Source organism: Aeromonas finlandensis (assembly GCF_000764645.1).
GTDB lineage: Bacteria > Pseudomonadota > Gammaproteobacteria > Enterobacterales > Aeromonadaceae > Aeromonas > Aeromonas finlandensis.
The window spans coordinates 1-16,479 of record NZ_JRGK01000023.1 but is presented as its reverse complement, the minus strand read 5'-3'; the positions used below and the strand labels follow the sequence as shown (position 1 = coordinate 16,479).

Annotated in this window: 17 protein-coding genes; 4 read left to right on the top strand and 13 right to left on the bottom strand. The window is 58.9% G+C overall.

All coding sequences use genetic code 11. The features are described from left to right. Positions 1-72 precede the first annotated feature (72 nt). Genes LD28_RS0101925 through LD28_RS0101915 form a run of 3 tightly spaced genes read left to right on the top strand, consistent with a single transcriptional unit; the run spans position 73 to position 4,383 of the window. Positions 73-1,863: an assimilatory sulfite reductase (NADPH) flavoprotein subunit gene (locus LD28_RS0101925; protein WP_033135343.1), complete on the top strand. Its 1,791-nt coding sequence runs from the start codon at positions 73-75 to the stop codon at positions 1,861-1,863. Next, positions 1,863-3,587, top strand: coding sequence for an assimilatory sulfite reductase (NADPH) hemoprotein subunit (gene cysI / locus LD28_RS0101920; protein WP_033135342.1), 1,725 nt, complete (start codon positions 1,863-1,865; stop codon positions 3,585-3,587). The genes LD28_RS0101925 and cysI overlap by 1 nt, the downstream gene beginning before the upstream one ends. Further along, entirely contained in the window at positions 3,577-4,383 is an 807-nt protein-coding gene (locus LD28_RS0101915; protein WP_033135341.1) for a phosphoadenylyl-sulfate reductase, read from the top strand. The genes cysI and LD28_RS0101915 overlap by 11 nt, the downstream gene beginning before the upstream one ends. 98 nt (positions 4,384-4,481) lie before the next feature. Here the strand turns inward: LD28_RS0101915 and proX are convergent, their stop codons facing one another. The 7 genes from proX to LD28_RS0101880 all read right to left on the bottom strand — a co-directional run bounded on the left by proX (position 4,482) and on the right by LD28_RS0101880 (position 10,734). After that, on the bottom strand, positions 4,482-5,498 hold the full coding sequence (proX, locus tag LD28_RS0101910) for a glycine betaine/L-proline ABC transporter substrate-binding protein ProX (protein WP_033135340.1): 1,017 nt from the start codon (positions 5,496-5,498) through the stop codon (positions 4,482-4,484). Beyond that, the gene (proW, locus tag LD28_RS0101905; RefSeq protein ID WP_033135339.1) at positions 5,495-6,643 is read right to left on the bottom strand and encodes a glycine betaine/L-proline ABC transporter permease ProW; all 1,149 of its coding nucleotides are present in this window, start codon (positions 6,641-6,643) and stop codon (positions 5,495-5,497) included. Before proW ends, proX begins: the two co-directional genes overlap by 4 nt. Beyond that, positions 6,640-7,836: a glycine betaine/L-proline ABC transporter ATP-binding protein ProV gene (proV, locus tag LD28_RS0101900; protein ID WP_033135338.1), complete on the bottom strand. Its 1,197-nt coding sequence runs from the start codon at positions 7,834-7,836 to the stop codon at positions 6,640-6,642. Before proV ends, proW begins: the two co-directional genes overlap by 4 nt. A gap of 555 nt (positions 7,837-8,391) precedes the next feature. Next, complete coding sequence (gene folA, locus LD28_RS0101895; RefSeq protein WP_033135337.1) at positions 8,392-8,883, bottom strand: type 3 dihydrofolate reductase; 492 nt, start codon at positions 8,881-8,883, stop codon at positions 8,392-8,394. Positions 8,884-8,901: 18 nt separating this feature from the next. Further along, a complete protein-coding gene (locus LD28_RS0101890; protein WP_033135336.1) occupies positions 8,902-9,369 on the bottom strand; it encodes a threonine/serine exporter family protein in 468 nt (155 codons plus the stop codon). After that, positions 9,366-10,163: a threonine/serine exporter family protein gene (locus LD28_RS0101885; RefSeq protein ID WP_050514237.1), complete on the bottom strand. Its 798-nt coding sequence runs from the start codon at positions 10,161-10,163 to the stop codon at positions 9,366-9,368. The genes LD28_RS0101890 and LD28_RS0101885 overlap by 4 nt, the downstream gene beginning before the upstream one ends. Before the next feature lie 235 nt (positions 10,164-10,398). Next, positions 10,399-10,734 (bottom strand): DUF3135 domain-containing protein, encoded by a 336-nt coding sequence (locus tag LD28_RS0101880; RefSeq protein ID WP_033135334.1) that lies wholly within the window; start codon positions 10,732-10,734, stop codon positions 10,399-10,401. Between the two features lie 393 nt (positions 10,735-11,127). Between LD28_RS0101880 and mog the strand changes: the two genes are divergently transcribed. Continuing rightward, complete coding sequence (mog, locus tag LD28_RS0101875) at positions 11,128-11,658, top strand: molybdopterin adenylyltransferase (RefSeq protein WP_005348144.1); 531 nt, start codon at positions 11,128-11,130, stop codon at positions 11,656-11,658. Between the two features lie 84 nt (positions 11,659-11,742). On the opposite strand, the gene LD28_RS0101870 is transcribed toward mog, so the two are convergent. The 6 genes from LD28_RS0101870 to trmB all read right to left on the bottom strand — a co-directional run bounded on the left by LD28_RS0101870 (position 11,743) and on the right by trmB (position 16,184). After that, positions 11,743-12,144, bottom strand: coding sequence for a DUF2541 family protein (locus LD28_RS0101870; protein WP_033135333.1), 402 nt, complete (start codon positions 12,142-12,144; stop codon positions 11,743-11,745). Positions 12,145-12,312: 168 nt separating this feature from the next. Then, positions 12,313-12,522 carry a YgdI/YgdR family lipoprotein gene (locus LD28_RS0101865; protein WP_005335219.1) on the bottom strand — a complete coding sequence of 70 codons (210 nt, stop codon included), beginning with the start codon at positions 12,520-12,522 and terminating at the stop codon, positions 12,313-12,315. A 203-nt stretch (positions 12,523-12,725) separates the two neighbouring features. After that, positions 12,726-14,021, bottom strand: coding sequence for a sulfurtransferase (locus LD28_RS0101860; protein ID WP_033135332.1), 1,296 nt, complete (start codon positions 14,019-14,021; stop codon positions 12,726-12,728). Positions 14,022-14,050: 29 nt separating this feature from the next. After that, on the bottom strand, positions 14,051-14,971 hold the full coding sequence (gene glsB / locus LD28_RS0101855) for a glutaminase B (RefSeq protein WP_033135331.1): 921 nt from the start codon (positions 14,969-14,971) through the stop codon (positions 14,051-14,053). Between the two features lie 123 nt (positions 14,972-15,094). Continuing rightward, positions 15,095-15,427 carry a YggL family protein gene (locus LD28_RS0101850; protein WP_033135330.1) on the bottom strand — a complete coding sequence of 111 codons (333 nt, stop codon included), beginning with the start codon at positions 15,425-15,427 and terminating at the stop codon, positions 15,095-15,097. A 43-nt stretch (positions 15,428-15,470) separates the two neighbouring features. After that, positions 15,471-16,184: a tRNA (guanosine(46)-N7)-methyltransferase TrmB gene (trmB, locus tag LD28_RS0101845; protein WP_033135329.1), complete on the bottom strand. Its 714-nt coding sequence runs from the start codon at positions 16,182-16,184 to the stop codon at positions 15,471-15,473. Positions 16,185-16,479 lie beyond the last annotated feature (295 nt).

Sequence of the window (16,479 nt, the reverse complement as noted above, 5' to 3'; positions counted from 1 at the left end):
ATTTTTATTCTTTGTTGTTAGCCAACACGCCCTTTAATCTGGCCAAAAATCAGACCATGGAAGACGCGTGTGATGCAATTGAAGGATTCCCCATTCAACCTATCCCCCCTCTCTGACGAGCAGCAACGTCAGCTGGGTCAGGTACTCTCGACCCTCAATACCCAGCAACTGGCCTGGGTGAGCGGATATCTCTACGGCCTCTCCCAAACCGGTCACCAGAGCGTCGCTGCCAGCGCCGCCTTGGCTGCGCCCAGTGGCAGCCTGACCATTCTCTACGGCTCCCAGACCGGCAACGCCAAAGGTGTCGCCACTGCCATCAAGGCACAGGCCGAGGCCCGCGGCCTACCTGTCACCCTCGCGTCGATGGCCGACTACAAACCCAAGCAGCTCAAGAAAGAGAGCCACCTGCTGGTGGTAGTGAGCACTTACGGGGAGGGGGAACCGCCGGAGAGCGCCGTCGATCTGTTCGAGCAGCTTAAAAAAGGCAAGCTTGGCAAGCTGGACGGTCTCAAGTTCGCGGTGCTGGGGCTGGGTGACAGCTCCTACGAATTTTTCTGCCAGACCGGCAAAGATTTTGACAACTTCCTCGCCACCGCCGGGGCCGAGCGGATTTATGAGCTCGCGAGCCTCGATGTGGATTATCAGGATGCCGCCAAGAGCTGGGGCGAGCAGGCGCTCAACGCCATCACCGCGACCCTCTCTACCGGTGCGGCCAGCAACAATGTGGCAAGCGCGGTGCAGCAGGCGGTTGGTCATAGCCAATACAGCAAGGAGAACCCCTTCCCTGCCCGTCTGTCGGTCAATCAGCAGATCACCGGCCGTGACTCCACCAAGGATATCCGCCATATCGAGATCAATCTGGCCGACTCCGGCCTCACCTATCAACCGGGTGATGCCCTCGGCGTCTGGTTCGACAACGATGCCGAACTGGTGGGCGAAGTGCTGGCCCTGACTGCCCTCTCTGGCGATGAAGCCACTGCCCACGGCAGCTTGCGCGCCGCACTGACCGGTCACTTCGAGCTGACCCGGCTGCACGGTGGCTTTATCACAGGGCTTGCCGAGATCGCGGGCAACGCGGCGCTGAAAGATCTGGCGGGCGATAAAGCCCAGGTCAATGCACTGGTAGCCTCTGCCCAGATTGTGAATGTACTGAAACGCTTCCCGACCGCCCTCACGGCCGAGCAGCTGATCGAGCTGCTGCGCCCCCTCACCCCGCGCCTCTACTCCATCGCTTCCAGCCAAAGCGAGGTGGAAGAGGAGGTGCACCTGACCGTCGGGGTGGTTCGCTATCCGCAAGAGGACGGCACGGTGCGCAGTGGCGGTGCCTCTTCGTTCCTCGCTGATCGCCTTGAAGAGGGAACCGAGGTACGGGTGTTTGTCGAGCACAACGACAACTTCCGCCTGCCCACCAATCCCGACACCCCCGTCATCATGGTGGGCCCCGGCACCGGCATCGCCCCGTTCCGCGCCTTTATGCAGGAACGGGAAGCTCAGGGTGCGGAAGGCAAAAACTGGCTCTTCTTCGGCAACCCCCACTTTACCCAGGATTTCCTCTATCAGGTGGAGTGGCAGCGTTATGTGAAATCGGGGCTGCTGTCGAAGATCTCCCTGGCCTTCAGCCGGGATCAGGCCAACAAAATTTATGTGCAGGACCGCCTGCGTGAAGCGGGCCAGGAACTCTATCAGTGGCTGGAAGCAGGCGCTCACTTCTATGTGTGTGGTGACGCCAACAAGATGGCCAAGGATGTGCAGGAAGCCCTGCTGGATCTGATTGCCGAACACGGCCACAAGAGCCGTGAGGAAGCAGAAGAGTATTTGAGCGAATTGCGTCGTGCCAAACGTTATCAAAGGGATGTCTATTGATGAGCAAACAACCTCTTTCTCACCCAAAAGCGGGACCGGTCGAAGGACCGCTGGCCGACAACGAACGTCTGAAACGCGAAAGCAACTTTCTGCGCGGCACCATAGAGCAGGATCTGCAGGACCCGCTCACCGGCGGCTTCAACGGCGACAACTTCCAGCTGATCCGCTTTCACGGCATGTACCAGCAAGATGACCGCGACATCCGCCCCGAGCGCGCCGCCCAGAAGCTGGAGCCCCTGCACAACGTCATGCTGCGTGCCCGCCTGCCCGGCGGGATCATCACCCCTGCCCAGTGGCAGATCATCGACAAGTTCGCCGAGGAGCACAGTCTGTATGGCAGCATCCGCCTGACCACCCGGCAAACCTTCCAGTTTCACGGGGTATTGAAGCGCGACATCAAGCTGATGCACCAAACCCTCAACAGCACCGGCATCGATTCCATCGCCACCGCTGGCGACGTGAACCGCAACGTGCTCTGCACCAGCAACCCGGTGGAGTCAGAGCTGCATCAGGAGGCCTACGAGTGGGCCAAGAAGATCTCCGAGCACCTGCTGCCCAAAACCCGCGCCTACGTGGAGATCTGGCTGGACGGCGAGAAACTGGGGGATGACGAAGAGCCAATCCTGGGTTCCAACTACCTGCCGCGCAAATTCAAGACCACAGTGGTGATCCCGCCCCACAACGACGTGGATATCCACGCCAATGATCTCAACTTCGTGGCGATTAGCGATCACGGCAAGCTGGTGGGCTTCAACGTGCTGGTGGGAGGTGGCCTCGCCATGACCCACGGCGACACCAGTACCTATCCGCGCAAGGCGAGCGACTTTGGCTTTATTCCCCTCTCCCACGTGCTGGAGGTGGCGGCCGCCGTGGTCAGCACCCAGCGCGACTGGGGCAACCGGGTCAACCGCAAGAACGCCAAGACCAAGTACACCCTCGAGCGAGTGGGCGTCGAGGCGTTCAAGGCCGAGGTGGAGAGCCGCGCCGGCATCCAGTTTGGCGAGGTGCGTCCCTACGAATTTACCAGCCGTGGCGATCGCTTCGGTTGGGTCGAGGGGATCGACGGCAAGCATCACCTCACCCTGTTTATCGAGAATGGACGCCTGCTGGACTTCCCGGGCAAGCCGCTCAAAACCGGCATGCTGGAGATCGCCAAGGTGCATCAGGGGGATTTTCGCCTGACCGCCAACCAGAACCTGATCATCGCCGGGGTGCCTGCCAGCGAGAAAGCCCGCATCGAAGGGCTGGCGCGCCAATACGGCCTGCTGGACGACGGTGTCAGCGAGCAGCGCAAGCAGTCGATGGCCTGCGTGGCCCTGCCCACCTGCCCGCTGGCGATGGCCGAGGCCGAGCGCATGCTGCCAGCCTTTGTCACCGACCTTGAAGGGCTGCTGGCCAAGCACGAACTGGCGGATGACGCCATCATCTTCCGGGTCACCGGCTGCCCCAACGGCTGCGGCCGCGCCATGCTGGCGGAAGTAGGTCTGGTGGGCAAGGCGCCCGGCCGCTATAACCTCCATCTGGGGGGCAACCTGGAGGGCACCCGCATTCCGCGCCTCTATCAGGAGAACATCACCGAACCGCAGATCCTGGCCGAACTGGACGCGCTGATCGGCCGCTGGGCAAAAGAGCGCAATCAGGGCGAGTGCTTTGGCGACTTCGTGATCCGGGTTGGGGTGATTGCTCCCGTTATCGATTCCGCGAGGGACTTCTATGCTGCTTAATCTGCCGCTTGATGTCACCGAAGATGGCCGCCTTGACCTGCAGGCACTGCTGGCCCTCGGCCGTGAAGAGCAGAGCGAGGCGCTGGCGCCCCTCAACCGGGAGCTGGATACCATGAGCGCCCCCGAGCGGGTGCGCTGGGCCCTGGCCAATCTGCCGGGGGAGCATCTGCTGTCATCGAGCTTCGGCATTCAGGCGGCGCTGATGCTCCATCTAGTGAGCCGCGAGCGAGCTGACGTGCCGGTGGTGCTAACCGATACCGGTTATCTCTTCCCGGAGACCTACCGCTTTATCGATGAGCTGACCGAGCGCCTCGCGCTCAACCTGAAGATCTACCGGGCCGAGTTGTCACCGGCCTGGCAGGAGGCGCGTTATGGCAAGCTGTGGGAGCAGGGAGTGGAGGGGATCACCCGCTACAACCAGCTCAACAAGGTGGAGCCGATGGACAGAGCCCTGCATGAGCTGGGGGCCAAGACCTGGTTCTCCGGCCTGCGCCGGGAGCAGTCCGGCAGCCGTGGCAAGTTGCCGGTGCTGGGCATCCAGCGCGGCCGCTTCAAGTTCCTGCCGGTGATCGACTGGAGCAACAAAGACATCTTCTACTACTTCAAGGAGTTCGACCTCCCCTACCACCCACTGTGGGAGCAGGGTTACCTCTCGGTGGGCGATGTCCACACCACCACCAAGTGGGAGCCCGGCATGAGCGAGGAGCAGACCCGCTTCTTCGGCCTCAAGCGCGAGTGCGGCCTGCACGAGGAGAGTGTCGAGGAAAGTGGTGAGCAGAGCGGCTCCGGCATCTGAGCCCGCAGATAAGGCCGGATCCTGACCATAAAAAGCGCCCGACAAATGCCGGGCGTTTTTTATTGCTGAGAGCGGAGCGTGTTCCCCGCTGGCAAGACTTACTGTGCAGCCGCCCGCGCCTGAGTCAACCAGTCGTTGACCTGGGCTTCGTGCCCCTTGAGCCAGGCCATCACATGGCGCTCGATATCCGCCTGGGTGTTCTGCCCCTTGTTCATCAGCCCGTTCTGGATGTTGATGTCGTTCAGCGGCAGCTTGACGATGGAAAACAGCTTGGCGGCCGCCGGGTTGGCATTGGTGAAGTCTTTGTTGGCCACAATATGCATGGTGTTGACGGCAAAACCGTAGTTCTTGCCGTTGGGCAGGCGGGTGTTGTCGGCATCCTTGGTGCCAGCAGACACCTCCAGCCACACCACGTCCCGCCCCGGTACCAGCTCGCTGCTGAGCCAGTAGGGGGTCCAGGTGTAGTAGAGCACCGGCTTGCCGCTCTGGAAGCGGGCACGGGTATCGGCGATCAGCGCCGCATAGTTACCCTGCTTGTGAGTAATGGTGGGGGTCAGGCCGAACTCATCCAGATGATGATTGATGGACTCTTCGCAGCCCCAGCCCGGGTTGCAGCCCACCAGATCGGCCTTGCCATCCCCATCGCCGTCAAACAGCGCCGCCAGCTTGGGATCCTTGAGCTGCCCCAGATTGGTGATGCCATATCGGGTCGCAGTCTGCTTGTCGATGAGATATCCCTGCGCTGCACCGGCCACATAGGTGCCCTGACGGAAGAACACCTTGTCTCCCCCCGCCTGTTGGTACTTGTTGTCCTGCAGCGGGATCCAGTTAAAGGCAAGGAAGGTACCATCCCCCTGCGCCACAGAGGCATAAGCCACGTTGTAATCCACCTCCTGCACCGGCTGGACGTCGTAGCCGAGGCGCCCCATCAGCTTGCTGACCAACAGGGTCTGAAAGGTCTCCTCCGGCAATGAGCTCTGCAAGGGTTGAACGCGGATCCCCTCCCCTGGCAGCTCGGTGCTGGCCATGGCCAGCGGGCTCAGCAGGGAGGAGCTCAAGAACAGGGTGTTCAGCAGTAAGGAGTGACGGGGGCGTGTTGTGGTGATGAGGCTCATGCCTTTACTCCTTTGTAATCAATGGATTTGCTGCGGCCAGTGAGGCGCAGCAGCAAGGCAACGGGGCCACGCTGATACCAGCGGCCAACCCGGTTGCGATCCGGTTGACCCATCGCCTGGGTCAGACGGTCGAGCACGATGGCCAGCAGCACGATGCCGAGGCCGCCAATGGAGGCGAGCCCCATATCGAGGCGCCCGATGCCGCGCAGCACCATCTGACCCAACCCGCCGACCGCGATCATCGAGGCGATCACCACCATGGAGAGCGACAGCATCAGGGTCTGGTTGACCCCCGCCATGATGGTGGGCATAGCGAGCGGCAACTGCACCTTGAACAGCAGCTGGGAGGGGCTGGCGCCAAAGGAGTGGGCCGCCTCCACCAGATCCGCAGGCACCTGTCTTATCCCCAGCATGGTGAGACGGATCATCGGCGGCAGGGCAAAGATCACGGTCACCACGACGCCGGGCACGTTGCCGATGCCAAACAGCATGACGATGGGGATGAGATAGACGAAAGCCGGAGTGGTCTGCATCGCATCCAGCAGCGGCCGGGTCCAGCGAGAGATCCGTTCACAGCGGGCCAGCAAAATGCCCACCGGCAAACCAATCAGGATGCAGAAGAAGAGTGAGGTCAGCACCAGCGACAGGGTCACCATGGCATCGGACCAGGCGCCGATCAGCCCGATCCCGACCAGCGCGGCGAGGGTACCAAGCGCCATCCGGCCGTTGACCAGTTGCCAGGCGATCAGGGTCAATAGCCCGATCATCAGGATGGACGGCACCGTCTGCAGCAGATGGGTCATGGCATTGAGGGTCACCTCCACCGGCGCGCGGATCAGCTGGAACAGCGGGCGCAGGTTCTCCACCAGCCAGCCGATACCCCCTTCAACCCAGCGGTCCAGCGGCACCAGCGCCTGCTGGAAAGGATCCAGCCAGTCGACGGCAGCCTCGGTATCCACGACAGCAATCTGGTTTTGCCAGTCGGCCCCCTCGGTGGCGGTACTGCCCCAGGGATCGGCGGCAGTGGTGGTGGCCGCGGCGCCCCAAGGGTCAGCATCAACATCGTCAGCCCGCAGGGAGGGGCTCGCCAGCAGCAAACATGCCAGCAGGCCGATCAGCAACGCGTGGGGATTGTTCAGCTTCATACCGGGGTACTCCTGTCCAGGGTGTTGAGCAGATTGGCCTTGGAGATGAGCCCCAGATAGGTGCCATCCTCCTCGACCACGGGCACCTGACAGGGTGCGGCAGCCACCTGGCTGATCAGTTCATTGAGGGAGGTGTCGGCCAAGATCGGCTGGATATCCGCCAGCAACGCCTGTTCCAGATTCCCCTTGCCACGCACGGCCTCACTGAGCGACTCGACCGAGACGACGCCGATGAAGCGGCGGCTGCGATCCACCACATAGCCAAACTCCCGCTCCAGCTCCTTGAGCTGACGCAGGGCGTTGCCCGGCCCGTCGGTGGTGTGTTTCTTGATAAGCGGCATCTGCTTGCGACTGACGATATCGCGGGCGCTGAAGACGTTGGCCAAATCCACCCCGCGAAAGAAGGCGCGCACATAGTCGTTGGCGGGCTGACTCAGGATCTCGTCCGGGGTGCCGACCTGTACCACCTGACCATCCTGCATGATGGCGATGCGATCGCCGATGCGCATCGCCTCGTCCAGATCGTGGGAGATAAACACGATGGTGCGCTGCTGGCTCGCCTGCAGCTTGAGCAACTCGTCCTGCATCTCGGTGCGGATCAGCGGGTCCAGCGCGGAGAAGGCCTCATCCATCAGCAGGATGTCCGGGTCGTTGGCAAGCGCCCGGGCCAGACCGACCCGCTGTTTCATGCCACCGGAGAGGGCATCGGGGAAGGCGTCAATCCACTGACCCAATCCCACCTGATGGAGCGCCTGACGGGCACTCTGCTGGCGCTCCGCCAGTGGCACACCGGCCAGCGCCAACCCGAAGGCGGTGTTTTCCAGCACGCTCAGGTGCGGCATCAGGGCAAAGGATTGAAACACCATGCTGATCTTCTTGCGCCGCACCTGACGCAGTTCGCCATCTGACATGGCGGCAATATCTTCACCGTCGATCAACACCTGACCACGGGTCGGTTCGATAAGGCGGTTGAAGAGCCGCACCAGCGTCGATTTGCCTGAGCCGGACAAGCCCATCACCACGAAGATCTCCCCTTCGTGGATGGCCAGATCGACCCCCTGCACACCCAGGGTCTGTCCGCTCTTTTGCAGGATGCTGGCACGGTCATGCCCTTTCGCCAGCAATTTGAATGCTTTTTCCGGCTGATCGCCGAAGATTTTATAGAGTGCTTTGACTTCGAGTTTGACTGTCATACTGCCCTTTTTTCATGGTCGACATCTTGGTGATTAACCTGCCGAACGCGAACCAATTACTTTATACACTAAGCAATAAACAACCAAAACAAAAGAACCACGAGAGTCCCGCAAAACAAACACCTCAATAAACCATTGATTTTATGTGACTATTTTTATCAATAAAAACCGGATAGGGTCGGGTTTTATCCATGACGACCGCCATAACCAACAAGCTCCCACTGGAAAAAGCCATTTAAAAACAATCAAAACAGTGGCAAGTCAAGGCAGCTCAATGGCGATGGGAGAGTGACACGCCATCCAGATCGTCACGGCAGACAAAATGATTACACATCTAATTATTTTGTGATCGAAATGGGAATAGATTGGGGGACATGACAAGGGGCTGAGGAGGGTCTGAGGAAGCGTTCAAACGCCGCGGTGAGATCCCAGCGGCCACCTCTGAATAATCGGCCTGCTGAACACCTTGCTTCTGGCAAACCGCCAGTGCGAAAAAAGCCCCTTGTGCAACACAAGGGGCTTTCTAGTGGCTATCGGTTAGCACATCGCCATGAATCAGCGGCGCTGCCAGGTCTCGAAGCGGTAGGGGTGCGGGTTCTTCTCATCGGCAGGGTGACTCTCGCAGTCGATGCGTTGCCACTGGCCATCATCAAAAGCGGGGAAGCGGGTATCCCCTTCAACCGCCAGATCGATTTGCGTCAGGTAGAGGCAATCTGCGCTCGGCAACATCTCGGCATAGAGATGGCCTCCGCCGATCACCATCAACTCCTCCACCGAGCTGCTCGCCAGCAGGGCCAGCGCAGCCTCGACAGAGCCCACCACCTCGATGCCCTCGGCCTGATAGTCAGGATTGCGACTGATCACCAGATTGCGCCGTCCGGGCAGCGGTCGACCGATGGATTCGAAGGTCTTGCGCCCCATCAATACCGGTTTGCCGAGGGTCACCCGTTTGAAGTGGGCCAGGTCAGCAGGCAGATGCCAGGGCATCTGGTTATCCTTGCCGATCACCCTGTCGTGGGCCATCGCGGCAATCATGGAAATCTTCATGGGGCCTCTCACCGTCTGTCAGATTATGGGGCGGTTACGGTACACGACCAGAGAGGGGATCGCCAAACCGAAACTGAGGGCGCCGACGATAAAGAGCGCCTTGAGGCCGTTCTCCACCGCACTCTGGATCAACTCCATGGTCACGCCGTTGATGTTGAGCTCCACCACCGCAATCATGGTCTTGAACGCGTAGCTACCCGGGATCATCGGAATGATGGAGGCGACGCTGAACACCGGACGCGGCGCCAGCAGACGGCGCGACCAATAGACGCAGACAAAGCCGACTGTGGTCGCTGCCGCCAGCGTCGCCCACTCGATGGGCATACCGTAATGGATCTGCAGGGTTCGCAAGCTGTGGGCCAGCGCCCCGCCCATGGCGCAATACTTCAGCATCCGTGGCGGCACGTTGAACAACATGGCAAATCCCACCGCCGGGATGGAAGACCAGAAGGCATCTTTGGCCAGTAGCCAGAGCAGTTCCATCATACTTTCCACCCCCAGATCCCGGTCAGCGACATGGCGAGAATAATGCCGATCGCTGCGCTGATGGTGAGCAGGGTCGCCGTGCCCCAACGGGCCAGCCCCATATTGAAGTAACCCTTCACCATGTCGGAGACCGCATTGATCAGCGGGAAGCCCGGCACCAGCAGCAGCACGCTGGCCGCCATGGCGAGATAGGGTTGCGCGCCCCAGTTGAAGAAAGTGGCGCTGGAGGCCAGCAGGGTGGCGATAAAGCCGGTGGCAGCAAAGTTGATGAGCGGGCTGTGGTGATGACGGGCAATCAACTGACGCACTCGCATCGCCACGGCGGACGAGAAACAGGTCACCAGAAAAATCGGCCAGTCACCGCCGAACAGCAGGCTGAAGGCACCACAGGAGAGCCCCACCATGGGCACCACCAGCCAGGGGTGATAGTGGAAGGGGACGATGGCTTCGAGGCGCTGGCGCACTTCACGGGCACCGATCAGCTCTTTCTCTGCCATGATGCAGATCCGCTGGATCTCGCACACGACCTGCATGTTGATGCCGTGTTCGCGCACCCGCCGGGTAGTGGTGACACAGCCCCCCTGATAGAGGCTGGTGAGCACGATAGCGCTCGAAGAGATGGCCATTTCGACACTCTCCAGCCCCAGCGCCATCCCCAGCCGCACCGTGGTCTGCTCGATGATCCGGCTCTCCGCCCCGAACTGGGCCAACATCTGACCCACCTTGACGATAATGCGGGTGATCTCTGTCTGTTGCTCCCGCGACAACACCCGTCTTGGTGTGATACTTCTCATAATCCCTTCGAGTCGTAGCAATAAATATTGCGGCCATATTAGCCTAACTCTTGCCGCTATTCATCCATCCTTATCACAAGCTGAGCGATGAGTTATTACAGGAAGGAAAAGAGAGGTCACATTACAAATACATTACGACTAACATTAAAAACCATAACAATCAGTTCGCCATAAATCCCCTTTATTTTGGCTTCCCCTATTTGGCTGAAATATCAGCCAACAGGTTTATTGCAGGTTATTTACGACGTCGATAGTCTGCCAGACGGATTATTTTACCACTGCCATCGTTTTCAGGCGGTGGGTCACCCTCTTCTCTGAACTGGATCATTTCGCTGCGCATCAAATAAAAAGATTCCCGCATCATGTTGGCAATCCGGATACAGCTATCGAGATTGTTTTTCGCCAGGCGACGCTGGCCATCAATCTTGAACTGCAATCCACGCAGACGGCGCTGCTGATCGGGGCTCGCACGGGCCATCAACTGGTCGATCTGCTGCACCAGGATCGCATCCAGCCGGGAAGGCTCACTGGCAGCCAACTCTTTCAGGGTGTCAAAATCAGGCAGCTCCATATGCCCTCCTCGGCGATTATTGCTGGCAACACACTGCGGTACCACACCATCACGCTCCAGCCATATAATCCTGTATATACGACGCGGCTAAAAAGGGTTCAATCCATCCACTCACGACTGAACCGGACAATGGTCACAGCGAGGGTGTCTGTCTATTTTAATTATGTTTAGAAACAAGCGATTATTTTTAATTTAGGCGAGATAAAACACTTATACATTTTAGGCTGTGATTTTATGTTTTTTATTGCAAATAAAAGTCAGTATGGCCTTATTTTGCTTCATTCGACACTTTCTTATCCCCTCACCGGCCCGCGTCATCACCTGACGCTTTAACATATCTCACTGATTATGTTATTTTAATTTCCACTTTTATCGGACATTCAAGAGCAGACCATGAGCAAGGCAAAAATCGGTATCGTCACCGTCAGCGATCGCGCCAGCGCGGGCATCTATGAAGACCTCTCCGGCAAGGCCATCATCGACACCCTGAACGCCTATCTGACCTCGGAGTGGGAGCCCGTCTATCAGGTGATCCCCGATGAGCAGGAGCAGATTGAAGCGACCCTGATCCGGCTGGCGGATGAGGAGCAGTGTTGTCTCATCGTCACCACTGGCGGTACCGGCCCGGCCAAGCGGGATGTTACACCGGAAGCGACCGAGGCGGTGTGTGATCGCATGATGCCGGGCTTTGGCGAGCTGATGCGGGCCGAATCCCTCAAGTTTGTGCCGACCGCCATTCTGTCGCGCCAGACTGCCGGACTGCGCGACGATACTCTGATCGTCAACCTGCCGGGCAAACCCAAATCGATCCGCGAATGTCTGGATGCGGTCTTCCCCGCCATCCCCTACTGCATCGATTTGATGGAGGGGCCTTATCTCGAGTGCGATGAAACCGTCATCAAACCATTTCGACCAAAAAAATAGCGGACCCGACCATAAAAAAATAATGGCGAGCCACGGCTCGCCATTATTTTTAACTCATCTTTTTGCGCAGACAAACTGCATCGATTATTTGCGGCCGAATACTTTGACACCCGCTTTGCTGCGCTCTGAATTACCGTAAACTTCGATTTTTTTCACACAACGGCGCGAGCCCAGTGATTTCCACTCGGTCTCTTTATCACTGCTCATATCCCGATCGAAATGAATGGTCTTGGTACGATCACCGCCATAGGTCACCACCACCCGATCCAGGGTCAAATCACGCTCCGCCTTCACCTTGATATATTTGGTCTGACGGCAAATCACCAAAGGAATTGTCGCACCATGATCACCGGCCCCCAGCAAAATAGTCCGCCCCAGCGTGAACTGATCGTCGCCGGCATGGCTGGCTGACGCCACCACCAACAAGACACCACCCAGCAAGCTGCGTGCAGAAAAACGGGAATTCCAGCTAGACATCAAGGACATAACACCTCCAATAAAAAACGGAGTGTGATGATACGGGCCAAACCATAACGGAAGCTGTACCACAGCTGAATTTGCTGCGAATGTGCAGGGATTAACAGGGAAAATAGTGCGAATTTCCGGCAAAAATAAGAAAGGCCGCTCACGGCGGCCCTTGCTGCCAGACAGCGCTTAACGCTCCATGATTTGGGTGACGTCATCTTTCTTGATCATCACCTCGCGCCCTTCGTGGTCGTAATAGCGATACATACCGGTGCTCTCATCCAGCTTGGGCTTGCTCTCGGTGGTGATCATCTTGCCATCCTTGGTGCTCATGATGTATTGGGAGCTGCATGCAACCAGCCCCAGGGCGCACACCAGGATCATCATCAGTTTTTTCATTGCGGCCTCTTCTGCGCTCATCCTCACCACGAGGATGTTTCTTGAAGCCTAGTTCAAGCGCACGGCACAGGATGGCGGGATGAGCAAAGCGAGATCGCCGTCAATAATCAGCGACTTAGCATCGCTATCTGACCGGGTGGCGAGCCCCATGAAAAAGGCCGGACATCTCTGTCCGGCCTCTTCTTTTCAGCGCAAGAGCGCAATCATGACTTGGCGGGCTGACGCTCACCGGTCACAGTCGGGTTCTTGGGATCCATGCTCCACTCGTACCAGCCGCCGTCGTAGACGCTGATCCGTTTCCAGTCCATCAGCCAAGCATAGAAGAAGGCCTCGGAGGCACGCCAGCCGGTACCGCAGTAAAACGCGGCCTGCTGGGTCGGCTCGATGTTCCAGTGGTCCCACATGGCGAGGATCTCGCGGGCCGGCTTCATGGTACCGTCCGGGTTGTGGAAATCGCTCATGCTGTTGGCATCGACGCCACCATGACCCCACTTGGCCCCCGGGATATCGCCCTTCGGCTTGATGTAGCTATAGCCGGAGGTGTTGCCGACAAACTCGTCCCAGGTGCGCACGCTGACCAGTGCGCTATCGGGCTGCTTGAGCAGCGCCTTGGCCTGATCCAAGGTGGTGTAGTACTCGGGGTGAGCGGGAATGGCCACACCAAACTCCTTCACCGGCTCATATTTGTTGGGCAGACCGGTTTCGGTGCGCAGGTGCTGGATAAACCAGGCATCCAGACCACCGTCCAGCAGACGCACATCTTCCACCCCCGCATACATCATCAGATGCGCGGCACGGGCGGCCGCCATGGTGTTGCGACCATAGAGGATGACGGTGGTGTCGTGACGGATGCCGTTTTCCAGCAGCAGCTTCTTGAGCGCTTCGTCAGAGACCTTGTTCCACAGCGGCTCCTCTTCAAGGCTGTTGGTATCGATATAACCGGCCCCCGGGATGTGGCTGATGAGGTAGGCCTTGGGTGAGCCCCAATCCACTTCAAACAGCTTCCAGTCACCTTTGGGTGCTGCGGCAACCGGCTTGCCCTCTTGCAAAGCCGCCAACCAGCGCGGGTAGACCAGCTGCTGCCAGCGAGCCAGACGCTCACGCGGTGCGGCTTGCCACCCTTGCAGCTCGAACAGCTGCTTAATCCCCTGCTTGCGCAGCAGACGGGCCACTTCTGCCACTTCACGGGGTGCACCATAGAGGGCGACCGGACGATCGGCCTTCAGCCCCTTGGTCTTGAGCGCCGCTGGCCATTCGTCATCACTGTATTTCCACTCGGCGGAGAGGTTCTCTGCGCCAGCCACGTGGCCCCCCTGCGTTTCGCCCTCCATCGGCCACCCCTGATAGAAGAAGCTGGCGCGGGCATCCAGAATGACCGCCTGTTTGGCTTTGGCATCGGCCAGCGAGAGCGGTGGCAGTTCGGCCGCAAAGGCCGGCAGCGTACACCAGAGCAGTAAGGTCGCCAGCGCGGCCTGCAGGAAGCGAAGATGTCGTTTCATGGTGATTTCTCGATTCATAGTGAACAAGGTTAAAAAATGGAACGGCCCAGACGTTCGGCCAGCAGCTCCAGTGCCGCCGTGCCTGCCAGCGAGTTGCCCGCCTTGTTAAGCTCGGGCGACCAGACGCAGACCGACAATTCCCCCGGGATGATGGCGATGATACCGCCACCGACCCCTGATTTTCCTGGCATCCCCACCCGATAGGCAAAATCCCCCGCCTCATCATAGAGGCCGCAGGTGGCGAGCAGGGCGTTGACCTGTTTGGTGGTGCGGGCTGGCAGCAGCGGCGTGACCTCGCCCAGAGGTACACCACGGTTGGCCAGATAGATAAATGTCCGCGCCAGATCGACGCAACTCATGCGGATGGCACAAGCATTGAAATAGCTCTGCAGCACCTTGTCCACTTCGTTTTCGAAGTTGCCATAGGCCTTCATCAAGTAAGCGATCGCGGCGTTGCGGGCTGAGTGCTGATATTCGGAGCGGGCCACCACCTGATCCGCCATGATGGCCAGATTGCCGGAGAGTCGGCGCGCCAGCTCAAGGGTGCGTTGACGCGGCGCAGTGAGGCGGGTCTCCAGCAGATCGCTCACCACCAGCGCCCCGGCATTGATAAAGGGGTTGCGGGGAATGCCCTGCTCGAACTCGAGCTGCACCAGCGAGTTGAAGGGCTGGCCGGAGGGCTCCTTGCCAACCCGGGCCCAGATCTCCTCCTCCTGATAGAGGGTGAGCGCCAGGGTCAGGCTCAGGGCCTTGGAGATACTCTGGATGGAGAAGGGTTCAAAAGCGTCACCGGCGGTGAACAGCTCCCCCTCGACGGTACAGACCGCGATACCGAGCCGATCGGCCGGTACCTGAGCCAGTGCCGGAATGTAGTCGGCCACCTTGCCTTGTCCCAGCAACGGGCGCACCTCTTCAAGGATGCTGGCCAGTAATTCGGATGACAACACCATAAGCAATAAGCGATTCCATGACTAAAACAGCGGTGGAGATCCCATCCCCACTGACAAAAATCCCGCCAGCGGCGGGATTTTTCCAGTTACCCACAACAAGGCGCCAGACGCGGCAGCCTTGTATCAGGCCGGTTCACCGTACCAGAGGTCGAACAGCTCGGTAACCACCACAGCTTCCATCCCCTTGCCTTCCAGCCAGGATTTGATCGCAGCGCGGTCTTCTTCGGTACATTTGCCCAGTTGCTGGGTGCAGATCATCCCTTCCCAGGCCAGGTGGCCGGAACCGGCAAAAGCAAGTTTGCGGGGTTCAATAACCTCATCGATCATCGCATCGACTACGGCATCGATGGTCTCTTCGGCAGTGCCGACCGGGAAGTTGAAACTGATGTCGAAACCCATTTCCTGGAATTCATCGACGCGCAGTTTCTTACGCAGACGGCGGCTACGATTGGCCATGATAGCTCCTCAAGTTAGTTGATACGCGAGTGGACGTGCCAGCTTAGCTGACACGCTTGAAAATCAGGTCCCACACCCCGTGGCCGAGACGATGGCCGCGTTGTTCAAATTTGGTCAGCGGACGCCAGTCCGGACGGGGCACCCAGTTGCCGGTAGCGGAGGTGTTCTCGTAACCCTCGGCGGCGCTCATTACTTCCAGCATGTGCTCGGCATAGTTTTCCCAGTCGGTGGCCATGTGGAACACACCACCGATGGCCAGCTTCTGGCGAATATCCTGGGCAAACGCAGGCTGTACGATGCGGCGCTTGTGGTGACGGCTCTTGTGCCAGGGATCCGGGAAGAAGAGCTGCAGGCAGGAGAGTGAACCGTTCGGGATCATGTGCTCCAGCACCTCGACCGCATCGTGGCAGATCACCTTCAGGTTGGTAACGCCCGCTTCCTGAGCGGTGCCCAGACAGGCACCCACACCTGGGGAGTGTACTTCAATACCGATGAAGTTCTTCTCGGGGGCATTCTTGGCCATCTCCACCAGAGAGGCACCCATGCCAAAACCGATCTCCAGCACCACCGGGGCCTCGCGGCCAAACAGGGCGACCAGATCGAGCGGCGCTGGCGCAAAATCGATACCCATGACCGGCCAGAGATCTTCCAGAGCCTTCTCCTGCCCTTTGGTCAGGCGGCCTTCGCGACGGACAAAGCTGCGGATCTTGCGCATGAACTTGCCGTCTTCGTTAAATACATCTTGGGTCACAGGCATAATGGTCTCGTTATTTCATCAATCCGGGTAATACATCTTGTGTCCGGTCCCGAGCGGGACCGCTCGCGGCTCGTCATTTCATCGACCCGCGAAAACAGGGGAGCGAATTATCCCAAGATAGGCCCAAGGCGCAAGTGTTTCGCGCAACAAATATTCCGGCCATCCGCTTCCCTGCCCCCTTACTGGCATCACCACACCGACTAACCGTCCAATATAATCCGCAGTAGAGTCAATCCAGCCCTTTTTTGGCGATTTTTGTGACAATCATTGCCTCATTTCTGAAATCTGATACAAA

What these genes read in the sequence shown, in the direction of transcription:
- LD28_RS0101860 (WP_033135332.1), bottom strand. Translation starts at nt 14,021, where the DNA reads ATGAAACGACATCTTCGCTTCCTGCAGGCCGCGCTGGCGACCTTACTG.
- proV (WP_033135338.1), bottom strand. Translation starts at nt 7,836, where the DNA reads ATGACAGTCAAACTCGAAGTCAAAGCACTCTATAAAATCTTCGGCGAT.
- proW (WP_033135339.1), bottom strand. Translation starts at nt 6,643, where the DNA reads ATGAAGCTGAACAATCCCCACGCGTTGCTGATCGGCCTGCTGGCATGT.
- proX (WP_033135340.1), bottom strand. Translation starts at nt 5,498, where the DNA reads ATGAGCCTCATCACCACAACACGCCCCCGTCACTCCTTACTGCTGAAC.
- LD28_RS0101890 (WP_033135336.1), bottom strand. Translation starts at nt 9,369, where the DNA reads ATGATGGAACTGCTCTGGCTACTGGCCAAAGATGCCTTCTGGTCTTCC.
- LD28_RS0101865 (WP_005335219.1), bottom strand. Translation starts at nt 12,522, where the DNA reads ATGAAAAAACTGATGATGATCCTGGTGTGCGCCCTGGGGCTGGTTGCA.
- LD28_RS0101870 (WP_033135333.1), bottom strand. Translation starts at nt 12,144, where the DNA reads ATGTCCTTGATGTCTAGCTGGAATTCCCGTTTTTCTGCACGCAGCTTG.
- LD28_RS0101850 (WP_033135330.1), bottom strand. Translation starts at nt 15,427, where the DNA reads ATGGCCAATCGTAGCCGCCGTCTGCGTAAGAAACTGCGCGTCGATGAA.
- LD28_RS0101885 (WP_050514237.1), bottom strand. Translation starts at nt 10,163, where the DNA reads ATGAGAAGTATCACACCAAGACGGGTGTTGTCGCGGGAGCAACAGACA.
- LD28_RS0101925 (WP_033135343.1), top strand. Translation starts at nt 73, where the DNA reads ATGCAATTGAAGGATTCCCCATTCAACCTATCCCCCCTCTCTGACGAG.
- trmB (WP_033135329.1), bottom strand. Translation starts at nt 16,184, where the DNA reads ATGCCTGTGACCCAAGATGTATTTAACGAAGACGGCAAGTTCATGCGC.
- cysI (WP_033135342.1), top strand. Translation starts at nt 1,863, where the DNA reads ATGAGCAAACAACCTCTTTCTCACCCAAAAGCGGGACCGGTCGAAGGA.
- folA (WP_033135337.1), bottom strand. Translation starts at nt 8,883, where the DNA reads ATGAAGATTTCCATGATTGCCGCGATGGCCCACGACAGGGTGATCGGC.
- LD28_RS0101880 (WP_033135334.1), bottom strand. Translation starts at nt 10,734, where the DNA reads ATGGAGCTGCCTGATTTTGACACCCTGAAAGAGTTGGCTGCCAGTGAG.
- mog (WP_005348144.1), top strand. Translation starts at nt 11,128, where the DNA reads ATGAGCAAGGCAAAAATCGGTATCGTCACCGTCAGCGATCGCGCCAGC.
- glsB (WP_033135331.1), bottom strand. Translation starts at nt 14,971, where the DNA reads ATGGTGTTGTCATCCGAATTACTGGCCAGCATCCTTGAAGAGGTGCGC.
- LD28_RS0101915 (WP_033135341.1), top strand. Translation starts at nt 3,577, where the DNA reads ATGCTGCTTAATCTGCCGCTTGATGTCACCGAAGATGGCCGCCTTGAC.